The 14,261-nt window shown below is 47.0% G+C and carries 13 protein-coding genes; 6 read left to right on the top strand and 7 right to left on the bottom strand.

The annotated features are described in order from the left end of the window. The first annotated feature begins 12 nt into the window (after positions 1 to 12). From NG795_RS21965 to NG795_RS21955, 3 genes are all read left to right on the top strand, one after another. Positions 13 to 1,443 carry a form I ribulose bisphosphate carboxylase large subunit gene (locus NG795_RS21965; RefSeq protein ID WP_367290771.1) on the top strand — a complete coding sequence of 477 codons (1,431 nt, stop codon included), beginning with the start codon at positions 13 to 15 and terminating at the stop codon, positions 1,441 to 1,443. 255 nt (positions 1,444 to 1,698) lie between these two features. After that, on the top strand, positions 1,699 to 2,079 hold the full coding sequence (gene rcbX / locus NG795_RS21960; RefSeq protein WP_367290770.1) for a RuBisCO chaperone RbcX: 381 nt from the start codon (positions 1,699 to 1,701) through the stop codon (positions 2,077 to 2,079). A 74-nt stretch (positions 2,080 to 2,153) separates the two neighbouring features. Beyond that, on the top strand, positions 2,154 to 2,489 hold the full coding sequence (locus NG795_RS21955) for a ribulose bisphosphate carboxylase small subunit (protein ID WP_367290769.1): 336 nt from the start codon (positions 2,154 to 2,156) through the stop codon (positions 2,487 to 2,489). 123 nt (positions 2,490 to 2,612) lie between these two features. Here the strand turns inward: NG795_RS21955 and NG795_RS21950 are convergent, their stop codons facing one another. The 6 genes from NG795_RS21950 to NG795_RS21925 all read right to left on the bottom strand — a co-directional run bounded on the left by NG795_RS21950 (position 2,613) and on the right by NG795_RS21925 (position 9,287). Beyond that, a complete protein-coding gene (locus tag NG795_RS21950; protein WP_367290768.1) occupies positions 2,613 to 3,731 on the bottom strand; it encodes a fatty acid desaturase family protein in 1,119 nt (372 codons plus the stop codon). Between the two features lie 218 nt (positions 3,732 to 3,949). Further along, entirely contained in the window at positions 3,950 to 4,078 is a 129-nt protein-coding gene (locus NG795_RS21945) for a DUF3368 domain-containing protein (RefSeq protein ID WP_367290807.1), read from the bottom strand. A gap of 36 nt (positions 4,079 to 4,114) precedes the next feature. Next, complete coding sequence (locus NG795_RS21940) at positions 4,115 to 4,798, bottom strand: hypothetical protein (RefSeq protein WP_367290767.1); 684 nt, start codon at positions 4,796 to 4,798, stop codon at positions 4,115 to 4,117. A 74-nt stretch (positions 4,799 to 4,872) separates the two neighbouring features. Continuing rightward, on the bottom strand, positions 4,873 to 6,927 hold the full coding sequence (locus NG795_RS21935; RefSeq protein WP_367290766.1) for a twin-arginine translocation signal domain-containing protein: 2,055 nt from the start codon (positions 6,925 to 6,927) through the stop codon (positions 4,873 to 4,875). Between the two features lie 432 nt (positions 6,928 to 7,359). Next, complete coding sequence (locus NG795_RS21930) at positions 7,360 to 8,637, bottom strand: valine--pyruvate transaminase (protein WP_261201868.1); 1,278 nt, start codon at positions 8,635 to 8,637, stop codon at positions 7,360 to 7,362. Between the two features lie 527 nt (positions 8,638 to 9,164). Then, positions 9,165 to 9,287 (bottom strand): hypothetical protein, encoded by a 123-nt coding sequence (locus NG795_RS21925; protein ID WP_367290765.1) that lies wholly within the window; start codon positions 9,285 to 9,287, stop codon positions 9,165 to 9,167. Positions 9,288 to 9,298: 11 nt separating this feature from the next. Here NG795_RS21925 and glgP point away from each other — a divergent pair, with 11 nt between their 5' ends. Both glgP and NG795_RS21915 read left to right on the top strand, forming a co-directional pair. Continuing rightward, the gene (gene glgP, locus NG795_RS21920) at positions 9,299 to 11,512 is read left to right on the top strand and encodes an alpha-glucan family phosphorylase (protein ID WP_367290764.1); all 2,214 of its coding nucleotides are present in this window, start codon (positions 9,299 to 9,301) and stop codon (positions 11,510 to 11,512) included. Positions 11,513 to 11,925: 413 nt separating this feature from the next. Then, positions 11,926 to 12,759, top strand: coding sequence for a Tab2/Atab2 family RNA-binding protein (locus NG795_RS21915; RefSeq protein WP_367290763.1), 834 nt, complete (start codon positions 11,926 to 11,928; stop codon positions 12,757 to 12,759). 280 nt (positions 12,760 to 13,039) lie between these two features. Here the strand turns inward: NG795_RS21915 and NG795_RS21910 are convergent, their stop codons facing one another. Continuing rightward, positions 13,040 to 13,243, bottom strand: coding sequence for a hypothetical protein (locus tag NG795_RS21910; RefSeq protein ID WP_367290762.1), 204 nt, complete (start codon positions 13,241 to 13,243; stop codon positions 13,040 to 13,042). Between the two features lie 401 nt (positions 13,244 to 13,644). Here NG795_RS21910 and NG795_RS21905 point away from each other — a divergent pair, with 401 nt between their 5' ends. Continuing rightward, complete coding sequence (locus NG795_RS21905) at positions 13,645 to 14,223, top strand: Uma2 family endonuclease (protein ID WP_367290761.1); 579 nt, start codon at positions 13,645 to 13,647, stop codon at positions 14,221 to 14,223. Positions 14,224 to 14,261 lie beyond the last annotated feature (38 nt).

Raw genomic sequence — 14,261 nt, 5'->3', positions numbered from 1 at the left:
GGAAGGGGGATTATGTCTTACAGTTCAACCCAGACTCAAGCAAAAACCGGCTACCAAGCTGGCGTTAAAGATTATAGACTGACTTACTACACGCCGGATTACACTCCCAAAGATACCGATGTCTTGGCAGCATTCCGGATGACCCCTCAGCCCGGAGTTCCCCCCGAAGAAGCAGGAGCCGCCGTAGCTGCTGAATCTTCTACCGGAACCTGGACCACCGTCTGGACCGACCTTTTGACCGATTTGGATCGGTACAAAGGCCGTTGCTATGACATCGAAGCGGTACCCAACGAAGAGAACCAATATATCGCTTACGTTGCCTACCCCCTCGACTTGTTTGAGGAAGGTTCTGTTACCAATATGCTGACCTCCATCGTGGGGAACGTGTTTGGTTTCAAAGCCTTGCGTGCACTCCGCTTGGAAGATATGCGGATTCCCGTTGCCTACCTGAAGACCTTCCAAGGTCCTCCGCACGGCATCCAAGTTGAGCGCGACAAACTCAACAAATATGGTCGTCCCATGCTGGGTTGCACGATCAAACCGAAACTCGGTTTATCTGCGAAGAACTACGGTCGTGCAGTATATGAATGCTTGCGCGGTGGTTTGGACTTCACCAAAGACGACGAAAACATCAACTCCCAGCCGTTCCAACGCTGGCGCGATCGCTTCTTGTTCGTTGCTGACGCCATCCATAAAGCTCAGGCAGAAACTGGCGAAATCAAGGGCCACTACCTCAACGTAACCGCCCCCACCTGCGAAGAAATGCTGAAACGGGCTGAGTTCGCCAAAGAACTCGAAATGCCCATCATCATGCATGACTTCTTAACCGCAGGGTTCACCGCCAACACCACCTTGGCTCACTGGTGCCGCGATAACGGAGTCCTGCTCCACATCCACCGTGCTATGCACGCAGTTATCGACCGTCAGAAAAATCATGGTATCCACTTCCGTCTGCTTGCCAAGTGCTTGCGGATGTCCGGTGGTGACCACATCCACACCGGAACCGTTGTGGGTAAACTCGAAGGCGAACGTGGCATCACGATGGGCTTCGTGGATCTGCTCCGCGAAAACTATATCGAACAAGATAAATCTCGTGGGATTTACTTCACCCAAGACTGGGCATCCATGCCTGGGGTGATGGCTGTTGCTTCCGGTGGTATTCACGTATGGCATATGCCTGCTCTCGTGGAAATCTTCGGTGATGACTCCGTACTGCAATTTGGTGGTGGGACCTTGGGTCACCCCTGGGGTAATGCTCCCGGTGCAACCGCCAACCGTGTTGCCTTGGAAGCCTGTATCCAAGCTCGTAACGAAGGCCGCAACTTGGCTCGTGAAGGGAATGACGTCCTCCGTGAAGCCGGACGTTGGTCTCCTGAGTTGGCTGTCGCCCTTGACCTCTGGAAAGAAATCAAGTTTGAGTTCGAGGCGATGGATACCGTCTGATGACGGATCCTTAGTAGAAAAGTTAACCGTTTACCTCAGAGGGAAAACGGTTAACCTTTCTCTAGTCAGGCAAGCGCTCTAGCTTCAGTGCAGTATCACGGCAAAATCCGGCAACCTTGGGAGGAAAGTATTCCCCTACGCTGTTTGATAAACGAGATCCGGGTTATGGTTTGTACCCAACGAAAGGTGCAACCAACCGCTGCGATCGCGGATGGTAGTCATAAATAACCGCCGATATCAAACCTTGCCAACAATATGGATTTAAAACAAATTGCCAAAGATACTGCCAAAGTCATGAGCAGCTATTTGACCTACCAAGCCATGCGAATCGTAGTCAGTCAACTGAACGAAACTAATCCTCCCTTGGCCTATTGGTTGCAAAACTTTTCTGCCACGGCCAATATCCAAAATGGAGAAACGTACATCGAGACGTTGCTTCACGAAAAGCCAGACTTGGCGATTCGGATCATGACCGTGCGCGAACATATCGCCGAGGAAATTACAGAGTTCTTGCCTGAAATGGTTCTGACTGGCATCATGCAAGCCAACATCGACCACCGGAAGCAGTATCTGGAAAGAACAGTCACGGGATTACCCCTACCTGAGTCAGCCCCAGAGACGGAAACGGAACCCTGATCCGGTTGGTGGTGATTTATTGCTGGCCTAAACCGCCAATCCTTGTAGATCCCGCAGCAAAGAGACAAAGAATTATGAAAACTCTGCCAAAAGAGCGTCGTTACGAAACCCTTTCCTATCTGCCCCCTCTGTCTGATGCACAGATTGGTAAGCAGATTCAGTACATCATTGACCAAGGCTACATTCCTGCCATTGAGTTCAATGAAAACTCTGACCCCACGGTTTACTACTGGACCCTGTGGAAGTTGCCTTTGTTCAACGCACGTTCTGTCCAAGAAGTGATGGCTGAAGTCCAAGCCTGCCGTAGCGAATACCCCAGCTGCTTCATCCGCGTTGTGGGTTTTGATAACATCAAGCAGTGCCAAGTGATGAGCTTTATCATCCACAAACCCAACACCAGCCGCTTCTAAGTTTGTGAAATAATTCTCACATAGTTTGCGGGGTAGGGGAAACAAGTTCGTTTCCCCTACTTTATAGGTAGACTCAAGAAACAACCGACACCCTAAAGAGTGTCGGTTGTTTTTGCTTGATTGTCAGTTTTTCGCTGAAGTCGGGATTACGGGACAAGGGACCGATTTTTCTCCGGACCAATCGGTAAACGTATTTTCATCTTTATAATGGCGAGGAGTTTGGAGCAATAAACGCCAAGCTTCTGTAGCATCGATTAACTTCAACCGACCTGGATAGTGCAGTTCCAGCAATTCTCGGACTAGGGGGTAATAGTCTGAGTTGATATAGGGGAAAATATGATGTTCGGTGTGGTAAGAAAAGTTCAAGTGCAACCAATCGAAGAGTTTAGGAACTCGGATGGATAAGCTGTTGAACGTGGGATCGTTAATGGTGCTCATCGGCGAGACCATGTGATTGGTATAAATATAAAACATGACCCCGGCATAGCCAATGGCGATGGGGAGAAAGTAACTCAGTAGGAGTTTGATGGGGTCAAATTGTAGGGAAAACAAAATGGTGAGATGAATCGCTGCGATCGCTACTAATTCCCATGCGATCGCCCGTCGTTCTTTCGGCGTGATGGTAAACGCTGCCGGAACATAGTCTACGGATTGGTCATTGAAAAACAGCACCGAGGTGATGTTTCTGAAGTTATGCACCCCCCAGGCACTGGTCATTCCGACTGCTAACCACAAGGGATGGACTTCCGCAGAAGGCACAAATAGGTTTTGAATCCATTTTCCCCAATTTTTGGGCTGACCCTCCAAATAGTTGCGATCGGGGTCATTCATGGAATTGGTTTTATTGTGATGCTCACGATTGTGTACCGCTTTCCACATCGTCTGTGGCATCCACAACAGGGTTAATCCCAGAAACCCCATGATGTCCATCACTCGCTTATTTTTGATAACACTGCCATGCATCAGGTTATGAGAACTAAACAGGAGGACAACAATGCTATTACCCATCACCAGGGCGATCGGGAGGTAAAGCCATAATAAGAATACGGGCCAACGATCTAATGTGGAGGCGATCGCCCAACCCAGGACCATAATCACCAAATTAATCGATAAAATCCCTAACTTACCCGGATCGGGTTCAAATGCCTCCTTGGGCAACAGGGGACGCAATTTCTTCGCATACTCCGCATGAGGAATCATTAAGTCTTCCTCAGTGCGGTTCATCAATTGTTGTGAATTCATTATCAGAATAAGTCGTCCCTAAACACTGAACTTGTAAACGGAATAGGCTAAGTATAGCGCAAAAAATAAAATGACTCAGACCTCTAAATATTTTTTCTACACTGAGAAATATATTTATTTTTTAAATTTTTATGATATAATGCTTAATCTGAAAAAGCCCTAGGGGCGGCAGGAAGTCAGAATGATATAGACAATACCTGCAAGGGTGGGCTCAGGGATTATTCATCAGCCGCTTGTAAAATTCGGGTGTATAAGGCTGCACTAATCCAAAAACCAGCCTGAGCGATGAGGGCGTCCATAATGGGTTGAACCGCAGGAATCAGCCGCCTCACTGTAGCTGCAACCAGAATCCCTTAGAGAACCTATTTGCTATCTCCGCTCATTTATCGGACTCGAACCGCCAGAGTTAAACCGCTTTCATCAAGACTCAGGTTCAGTTTATTTTCAAGGGATTGAATCACAAAATCCACCGCATTTGGACCAATTCCAATCGGTTCTGCCAGAGTATTGAGATGGTTAAGTGCCAAAACCTCATCCAACTTTTTACCGTTAAAGCTGGATAATTCTTGGTCAATTTTTTGAATAATCATCCCTTTGCTAGACTGGATGAGTAATTGGGAGCTTTCTATATCAGTTTTGCCCGCTTTAATGTAGAGATATCCATCTTGGATACTCAGGGATAAATCTTGAGAGACTGCAACCGGCACACTTCGGGCGATCGGTTTGACATTAACGATTAAATCCGCCTGGAGGTGAATTCCTTCCGGAATTAACGCATAGTTGAGATTGCTGACGGTGATTTTGTTGCGAGTTTTTTCAGCAATCAAGGGTTCTAAGCGATGGAGTAACTCACTCAGATGGAGTTTTTGCTCTAAACACTCGGGACTGTAGTGAAGTTCCAAAGCGTCATTGTGAATGGTGGTGACGTTAGCACAGGGGGAAGCAATGGGAGAGGCGATCGCCAGATTATTCCATTGCACTGAGGTTTGTGCCCCAGGTAAAGTCGGGGAAGTCAGAACCAGTAACAATGCGAGTCCTAAACTAATCAGAATGGATGGGAGTTTCATGGGAGTTGGGATAACAGGAGGATGAGCCTTTTACTTTAAAACAGTTAAAGGCTCGATAACGCTAAGAAAAAAATCTAAGTCTTGCCAAATTTATTGTGAAGTTCCCAAATCACATCAGCAAATTGAGAACTATCCTCCTCATGAATTAGCAAATCAGCTATCTTTCCCGAAAAATATGTGTTGATTTCAGAAAATTTAAGATGTCCACTTGAAGCAATACTTTTCCAAATTATTCCTTGATTTGTTAATAATATTCCCGCCTTACCATTGTCTAATATGCTGGTATCTACGAACGACAATATTTTTTCTTCCTTGCCAACTGTTCCCCACTTTTTCAAAGCTGTGGTTAATTTATCTAGGGGAATATTAGGAGCAAAAAATACTTCTGCTGCATAATAGTTCTCTTGGGGGAGCTTTGTTTTGAGAAAAGCAAACAAACTATCATCTACACTCAGTTCTTCAATAAAAGTGTATAGACGACTTTCCAACTGATGCAAGATATTATTATCTCGCTTCTTATTCCCCTTTAAAACTGACCAAACCACATAACCTGTACCAAATGCTACCAGGGATGCGCCCCCAGTAAGTACACTCAGTCCACCCAAGGCTGATATGGTAGCAGTAATCGCAGCGGCTCCCGATAAAGTACCCGCAATACCCAAAGCGCTGACACCTGTCCAGGCAACAAAAACAGCCGCTGCACCCGCTAAAGTGCCAGTCAGTCCAGCTACTCCTAAGTTTTTTAAATCTTGTCCATCCATTTGAGACACTAGCGCAATGGAAAGGATTCCGGCTGCACCAATTAAAGCGGCTCCACCTGTGGCAACGGCTAAACCACCCAGCATCCCAAAACCACCTGTGGCGATCGAACCCCCACCTAAAGCTGCTAACGTTGCATTTGTAGCGGCTGCTCCACTCAAAGAGCTAATTGTTACGCCTGTTCCTGCTTCTACTCCCAACAAACTAAGGGCGTTGGTCGCAGTGGGGACAATACCAGCACCAGTACGTTTCACTTTATTTGCGACTTGCCTCAGATCTCCAAAATCTTCTTGTGCTGATGCTGCATCTTCAAAAAAGCGGTCTTGTGCCAATGAATACAGCACTTTACAGGTTTCAAGGATGTTAGAATTGGCAATCAATTGATCTAACCCCTTCAACGTTTCTTGGTCTGAAACTTTTTGTCCATCACGGACCTGCTGATAAACTTGTAAATACTTGCTCCGCTCTTCCTCATTCAATTGGGGGCTTTGTTGGGGGTCTGCAATTAATTGAACAATGATAAAATCAGCGGTTACTGCTTTAGCTGTAGCAATAGCTTGTAAGTAATATTGCTTAAGTCCGGGACTTAATTCAGTACCGGCAATGATAGCAGCTAGATCGGTGAGATCTTCAAAGTTCGGTACAGGGTCACCAGCGCGCACATATTGGTGGGTTCCCCGGATCACTTGTTTCTCATTTGGGTTTAACTCGGAGTTCGCCAAAACCTTCTCAATAGCTTCCTCAATTGCCACCAATCGAGAGCTTTGACTGGCAATTTCGTAGCGCTGCTGAATTTTTTCATCTAATTTAGAAGAGGCAACTACATAATCTAGTAACTCTAAGGTTGCGAGATCCTCAAAATATTTTCCCTCTGTGATTTGCAAATAAGCTTCTTGGCAGTTTTCTTTCGTCACATCTTGGATAAATCCGGCTGATTCTATTTCATATTCTATGCTTTCCTGAATTTTTGCGCTTGGTTCATATAAGGTATGCATGACAATTACAATATCGTTGCCTTGAAGACCTTTGCCTTTGATTGTAAATTCACTCTGATCGGCGACTCGGCGAGGGATATCGATGGTGAAATCTTCGCCCGATCGCAATACAACTTTTGCCTGACCCCCTCGGGCCACCGTAATATTAGGAACAAAAATTCGATACCGTTCCTTAATATTCAGATTTACATTGGAATCACCCTCAGTTGTAGTACCCGAAACGTTACTATCAGCACTGACGGGTTGGGGCCACCCTCCTAGAGTGAGGGCAAGAACCGCACTGGCGGATAAACCGAGAAACTGGCGACGTGCGATCGCAGCAGTAGTGGGATTGGATTCGGGATTAGAAGAGGGTTGGGAGTCGATAGAAGACATGATGATTGTCCTTGAATTATATTGAGGCAAAAGCAAAAATTACCGAGCCAGTTGCGGGATATAAAACTGTATAAAATTTTACAAGTTGTTGCTGTTGAGAACAGTTTCTAGGCACCAACCGGAGATTTTAGGTATTTTTTGACTTAGAGGGTCGTCCTATATTTTAGGGGAGTTGAAAAATTAGCGTCAATCCGTGAAACTACCGAGAAAACCGTTAATTTTTATGAAGTGCTTTTTTCCTCTTGCCGAGGGCTAGAAACCGGGTTTCTGCGTCAATTTGGGTGGATTGCCTAAGTTTAGGTAAGAAACCCGGTTTCTGAATCTTTGCCGGGGGTTAGAAACCGGGTTTCTGCCTAAATTTGGGTAGGTTGCCTAAGTTTAGGTAAGAAACCCGGTTTCTGAATCTTGGCGGGAGATTTAGATAGAATTGAGTTAGGCAATGACGCCTTGAAACACTTTTTCAACCACTTTTGCTAACCGTTCCATGCCCATTTCGATGGCTTCATCACTAGCGGTTAAACTTAGGCGAATACATTCATGTTTGTGTTTCCAATCTTCGCGTAATCCGGGGAAGAAACTGCTGCCGGGAACGGCTATGACTCCGACTTTTTTCAATTCTTGATAGAGTTCCCAATCCGTCATCGGTAAGTCTTGGAACCACATCCAGGCAAAAATTGCGCCTTCACCGCGATGCAAGAACCAGGGGAGGTCTTTTGGCATGGCGCGATCGAGGGTGGTTTCTAGGACGGTGAATTTTTGCTGGTAGTAGGGACGGATGACGGTTTCGGCAATTTCGCCTAATGCTCCGGATGCGATCGCCCGTGCTGCGATCGCCTGTCCATACCGAGAGGAGTGAATACAGAGGTTGGTTTGGAAGGATTGCAAAATCTGAATTGTGCGTTCATCCCCGATCGCAATCCCAATTCGCTCTCCAGGTAACCCCGCCTTGGACAAACTCATACAATGAATAATATTTCCGCCAAAAATCGGCGTCATATCGGTAAAATTTAACGCCGGATAGGGCGGTGCATAGGCCGAATCCACAAACACTGGCACGTCATACGGTGCTGCCATTGCGGCTATTTTCTTCACCTCGTCCTCAGTTAGCACATTCCCCGTGGGATTACAGGGACGAGAAAAAATTACACAACCGGCATTTTCATTAATCTCTAATTGGCTGAAATCTGGACGATATTTAAACCGATGTGCTGTTGCATCCAAATCTAAGGTGGGTTTATAGGCAATTAAAGATTCCGGGACTAAGCTAACTCCCCCATACCCAGTATAATCCGGACTCAGGGGTAAGACAATTTGCTTGAGTTGTCCACTGGTGGTATATCCACCTAAAGTATTGGCGGCAAAAAAGTAAAGGCATTGACTGCCTGGAGTAATCAGAATATTGCGATCGCTCAGGTTTAATCCATAGCGCTTGTTAAAATCTGCTTTGATGACATCAATAAACGGCTGATACCCTTGGGATTCTCCGTAGCGACAGACGACTTCCCCATACTCGGAGGACGAGAGTAAATCTGCTGTACAATCGCGCCACAACTGTTCAACCTCGGGCAAAATGACCGGGTTTCCGGCACTCATATTAATTAAATCCCGATCTGCACCGGCGCGTAAGGTTTCACTAATATCTTTCATGATGGCCCGTACTCCAGTAAGCTGGGACATCTGTTCACCAAATTTAGTCAGATCGGGATTCATAGGACTTCTACTATTAACGATAAGTTTGCCGTGATTTTTACCGATTTTAGCTGATTTTTGGTGTCGCGATCGCGGCCCTTGGCTCATCTTCATAATTTCCAGGTCCCTGGAAAGGGACCTAGCCCTTTTGAGGATTAGTAATTCGGAATGAGCAACAGAAGGAGGTCCCTCAGAGCGGGATCAACCGTTCCAACCCAGCGATCGCCCGTTTAGAGACTGCACGTCAAGAATTCCTCACAATTAATAAGCATGACTAACCGACCCTGACTCCCGAAATTGCTCCCGGAACTGCCTTGAAGTCAACTCCTAGAACGATGAAAAATTTTCGGGTTTAACCCGTAACGAAAGCCGCTTCAAGCGTTACAGAGCAAGATATTGCCAGATTCTGGCTCTACACACCGGGGCCCCTACAAAAGACGGGTCAAGCGGCGATCGCCCCCAGGGGCCGTTCCGGGACAATCTGAACCAAAACTTAAAATTGTGTAATAAAACACCTATTTACCGCCTAGAGGTCATACATTTATAATTCATCCTAATGTTGCCAAAGGAGCAGCCCCGGGATACTCTTTGCAGCGATCGGTCCATCGAGAGTCTTCGGGGTATCGCCCTTCTGTCATAATGTCCGACAACCGAAAACGTCTCGAAAGCATGGTGTCATAGTATGGTGATTGAAAATTACACGAAAGCCAGCCAACAATTGCGGGAGAAATTGCCCTTTCCCCTGAAACCCTTGGCAGAAATCGCTTATAACTATTGGTGGTGTTGGACCACTGAACGAATTTCTCTGTTTCGCAACATCGATCCCGACGCATGGCACCAGTGGAATCACAATCCCGTTGCCTTGCTGCAATTTGTTTCGCTAGAACGCCTCAGTCAGCTTGCAAACGATCCCGATTACATGAAGCGGGTGAAAGCGGTTTCGGAGCAATTCCACCGCTACATGGCGATTCGGGATACCTGGGCGAGTCGAGTGGCCCCTCAGATTACCCGCGATCGCCCCGTCGTGTACTTCTGTGCCGAATTTGGCATCCACGAATCCCTCCCCATCTACTCCGGTGGTTTGGGGATGTTAGCTGGGGATCACCTCAAATCCGCCTCAGATTTAGGCGTTCCTTTAATTGGAATTGGTTTAATGTATCGGCAAGGATATTTCCGCCAACGCATTAACGGTCACGGATGGCAAGAAGATTACTATGTAGATAACATCTTCGAGCAGATGCCATTGGAGTTAATGACGGATGCCGAGGGTAAACCGATTACGGTTGAATTAGAAATCCGCAGTCGGGTAGTTAAAATCCAAATTTGGCGAGTACAAGTCGGGCGAGTTTCCCTCTATTTACTCGATACCGATCGCCATGATAATGACCCCCTCGATCGCTGGTTAACCGGACACCTCTATGGCGGCAACCAAGACACCCGGATTGCTCAGGAAGTCGTTTTAGGTATTGGTGGTGTCAGAGCATTAGAGGCCCTGGGAATTAACCCTGCAATTTGTCATCTCAACGAAGGACACGCCGCCTTCTGTACCCTAGAAGTCGCCCGCATGGAAATGCAGCGGACTGGCAAGAGTTTCTATGATGTAGAACAGTCAGTTCGCGAACGTTGTGTCTTCACCACTCACACCCCAGTTCCTGCGGGTCACGATGTATTTTCCGGAGACTTAATTGAGTCTTACTTCTCCCATTATTGGCCGACTCTGGGACTAACTCAGGAACAATTCATGGCGGTTGGTGCAAGGCGTCTGGGAGACCCTTGGGAACCGTTCGGCATGACAGTGCTCGCCTTGCGGATGTGCCGGACTGCCAATGGAGTCTCTGCCTTACATGGGGAAGTCTCCCGGAAGATGTGGCATATTATGTATCCCGATCGCCCGATGGAAGAAGTCCCGATCGGTCACATCACCAATGGGGTGCATCAGCGCACTTGGACTGCACCGCTACTCAGTGACCTTTATGCTCAATATTTCGGAGAAGATTGGTCCAATCGCATCGCTGACCCGCAAATGTGGGCGAAAGTAGATGAAATTCCCGATCAGGAACTCTGGTGGCGTCATCAACTGCTGAAAGAACGCTTAATTGCTCACACCCGCACTAAAATTAAACGGGCAAGGCAACAGCACGGGGCAGATGCCCATTGGGTGGATGCTGCCGACCGGATTTTAGACCCGAATGTGCTAACGATTGGGTTTGCGCGCCGCTTCAGTACCTACAAGCGTGGGTATCTGTTGATGCATGATTTAGAGCGATCGCTGCGTCTGTTCAGCAACCCCGAACGCCCAGTGCAAATCGTATTTGCGGGGAAAGCACACCCGGCAGATGAACAAGGCAAGCGGATTCTGCAACGGATTTATGAGTGGAGTCAACAACATTCCCTGTTGCAAAACCGCGTGATTGTGCTGCCTGATTACGATATGTACACGGGACGCAAGTTGGTTCAGGGTGTGGATGTGTGGTTAAATACCCCCCGTCGTCCCCTGGAAGCATCGGGAACTAGCGGTCAAAAGGTCTGCTTTAATGGCGGTATCAATTGCAGCGTGTTAGACGGATGGTGGTGTGAAGGCTATCAAACGGGTCCTGATGGCAAAGGGATGAATGGTTGGGCGATCGGGGAAGATGCTCATACCAGTGACCAGGAAATGCAGGATAAAATTGATGCAGAATCCCTGTATCGGTTATTAGAAGAGGAAATTGTTCCCCTGTATTACGACATCGACCCGAATACTGGTCTATCTCACGGTTGGATTAAGATGATGAAGGGTTCGATTAAGACCAATGCACCATTATTCAACACCGATCGCATGGTGGCGGATTATGTGGCAAAAGTTTATGCACCAGGGATTCAGCTTGATTTAGAACCGATTCTCGCCAGCGTCTAGGTGTAATTGGGATTATCGGCGGGGGTTTGAGTCCTAACCGCGAGCACCGGCGGGGGTTTAAACCCCCGCCTAACAGCTAAAGTCGGATAAATCCGACTGAAAGACAACCGGCGGGAGTTAAAACTAAAAGTCTTATAGGGTGGTGTTGTTAGTCGGTTTTTAACCGACTAAAAGTCTTCTAAGGTGGTGTTGTTAGTCGGTTTTTAACCGACTTGAGCTATTAGGCGGGGGTTTAAACCCCGCCGGGTGATGCTACTATCCACCGAGTGATGCTACTATCCGCCGGGTGATGCTACTACCCGCCGGGTGATGCTACTACCCGCCGGGTGATGCTACTACCCGCCGGGTGTAGCGACTTTAATTAATCCCCCGCCGGTTGTTCCCGCCGGTACTGATAAATTGGGATAGTAATTGTGGTCATTTGGCAAGCAGATTTTTACCGTCGTCCGTTACAAAGCGCCGCAGGGGAACCGTTATGGGAGTTGTGCCTCTGTGATGCAACGGGAAATTTCCAATGGAGTAGTCGCTGTTCCCAATCGGAGGCAAACTCGACTTGGTTAGCGCAACAACTGCAAATTGCGGGGGAGGGGAGATTACCGGAGGCGATCGCAGTGTTTCGTCCCCAGTCCCTCAGTTTGATGGTAGCGGCAGGGGAAAAACTGGGGGTGAAGGTAGAAGCTTCTCGACGCACTCCCGCTTTAAAATCATGGTTAGTGGAGAAAGCGCAGGAGTATAGAAACGAGCCTAATTATACTCATGAACCTTACGAACCCTTAGTGCGCGATCGCCCACCACCGGGACCTCTGCCAGAAGCGTTATGGGGCGATCGCTGGCGGTTTGCTTCCGTGAGTGCCGCTTATTTAATGGAAGTGTTTGCGGAAAGAGCAATCCGGATTCGGCATATCCCGGAGGAATTGACGCCAGTTGCCTTGGGACTCCCTTCTAATGCGGTGATTCCGGGAGTGGTCCTGGATGGCGGACGGCAATCGATGAAAATTGCTCAATGGTTGCAAGAAGCATCTCCAGTGGCGATCGATTACAATCCCGGACCTCCTAATGGACTAATTTTAGAGGCGGGATTAGTCGATCGCTGGATTATGGCTACCTTTGAGGATACAGAAGTTGCCGAGGCGGGTCAAACGTTTCAACAGCGCAAACAGGCAACACAGGGGTTACATTTTTTACTGATCCAACCGGATGATTCTGGGATGACCTATAGTGGGTTTTGGTTATTGCAGAATAGCTAAAATCTGAGTGCTACAAATAGAGAGATGGGTTAGCTTTTTGCCCTTTAAATTGATAGCGCCTGCTGGATCCAATTCATCCAGCAGGCTGCTTTTTATTGATAGACATTCATGAGTCCCAGAAATAAGTTTGAAGAGATTGCATCAACCGGAAAACATCTAGCTTTGTAACAGCACATTTGTTGCTACTCCTTTCCTTTGCTTAAAATAGTTCAAGACAGAATAAAAACTGCCACGACCCACCTCAAGCAAGCATTTCCCCTAGCCGATCACCCGATATTTGTTATTCAACGACCCGAATTAACCCTCGTTGGACCCCATCAAACACGCGACTGATTTGGGTATGTTCTCGGTCATTTAGGGCATTTTTCGAGAGTAGCGTTGTCATCAACAGTTGTTGGTCAACGCGGGTGATTTGGCGTAAAGCAAAGATTCTCTCCACGATTTGATCCACTGAAAGTTTAGGTAAAGTCGTTTGACCTAGCATGATTGCACCCTATTTAGACTGATTGCACAACACTCATACTTTATTCTTAAAGATTTGGTGAACTTAGGTGGCGATCGCAAACATAGGAGGACTGTGAAAAATTGCCACAAAATTCGCGATCGGTATCATTGACAAATTTTGAAAAATGCTCATGGTTCCTGGAGGGTCCGAGGTTGCCGGAACTGAGGGACCTATTTTGGGAGGCGATCGCCTCCCCAGAAGAGATAGAAGTTCTTCAAGGGCGATCGATGATACTCGGTATCAATCAATAGGATAATTCCTGGAAGAGATTTCTCCCCCCAGAGTTCCTCCCTCCGGACCACTCTCACCCGTGAACCTCCAGATTGATGGTAATTTGATGCGCTATAATAACATCCATCAATCCCATCTAAATAATTGCCATGAATGCTATAGTCACCGATAAATTATGCAGCTTTGAAGACTATCTACAGTATGATGATGGAACCGATAACCGCTATGAATTAGTCAATGGGAAATTAGAAATCATGAATCCACCAACTATCAGACATTTGCTGATTGCTGATTTTATTCGGGATAGCTTAAAAGTGGAAATTACTCGAAAAAAATTACCGGGGCTATGTTTTAAAGAAGCAGGAGTCAGAACCGGATTGCAGAAATCTCGCGTAACCGATATCTGCGTAGTCTTACAAGAACAAGCCATAGACTTGTTGGACAAATCCGCTGTTTTCCAGACCCCACCTTTATTAGTGATAGAAGTGGTCAGCCCTGAATCGATTAATCGGGACTATCGATATAAGCGATCGGAATATGCAGCCGCCGACATCCCCGAATATTGGATTGTAGACCCTATCCTCAATAAACTATCCGTCTTGCGCCTAGAAGAAGGATTTTATGAAGAAACCATATTAACCGCAAGTCAAACCCTAGTCTCTCAAGTGTTTCCTGAATTAACCCTAACCGTTAACGAAGTATTAGCCGCAGGAAACATTGGCGCTTAAATTTTCCAATGCTGTCCTAGTCTACCTAACGATTCGCC

Source organism: Laspinema palackyanum D2c (assembly GCF_025370875.1).
Lineage (GTDB): Bacteria > Cyanobacteriota > Cyanobacteriia > Cyanobacteriales > Laspinemataceae > Laspinema > Laspinema palackyanum.
The sequence above is the reverse complement of the archived record's forward strand: the minus strand, read 5'-3'. Positions and strand labels throughout refer to the sequence as shown.

Excerpts from the sequence above, each read along its gene's own strand:
- NG795_RS21965 (WP_367290771.1), top strand. The coding sequence starts at position 13 with ATGTCTTACAGTTCAACCCAGACTCAAGCAAAAACCGGCTACCAAGCT.
- rcbX (WP_367290770.1), top strand. The coding sequence starts at position 1,699 with ATGGATTTAAAACAAATTGCCAAAGATACTGCCAAAGTCATGAGCAGC.
- NG795_RS21955 (WP_367290769.1), top strand. The coding sequence starts at position 2,154 with ATGAAAACTCTGCCAAAAGAGCGTCGTTACGAAACCCTTTCCTATCTG.
- NG795_RS21950 (WP_367290768.1), bottom strand. The coding sequence starts at position 3,731 with ATGAATTCACAACAATTGATGAACCGCACTGAGGAAGACTTAATGATT.
- NG795_RS21940 (WP_367290767.1), bottom strand. The coding sequence starts at position 4,798 with ATGAAACTCCCATCCATTCTGATTAGTTTAGGACTCGCATTGTTACTG.
- NG795_RS21935 (WP_367290766.1), bottom strand. The coding sequence starts at position 6,927 with ATGTCTTCTATCGACTCCCAACCCTCTTCTAATCCCGAATCCAATCCC.
- NG795_RS21930 (WP_261201868.1), bottom strand. The coding sequence starts at position 8,637 with ATGAATCCCGATCTGACTAAATTTGGTGAACAGATGTCCCAGCTTACT.
- NG795_RS21925 (WP_367290765.1), bottom strand. The coding sequence starts at position 9,287 with ATGCTTTCGAGACGTTTTCGGTTGTCGGACATTATGACAGAAGGGCGA.
- glgP (WP_367290764.1), top strand. The coding sequence starts at position 9,299 with ATGGTGATTGAAAATTACACGAAAGCCAGCCAACAATTGCGGGAGAAA.
- NG795_RS21910 (WP_367290762.1), bottom strand. The coding sequence starts at position 13,243 with ATGCTAGGTCAAACGACTTTACCTAAACTTTCAGTGGATCAAATCGTG.
- NG795_RS21905 (WP_367290761.1), top strand. The coding sequence starts at position 13,645 with ATGAATGCTATAGTCACCGATAAATTATGCAGCTTTGAAGACTATCTA.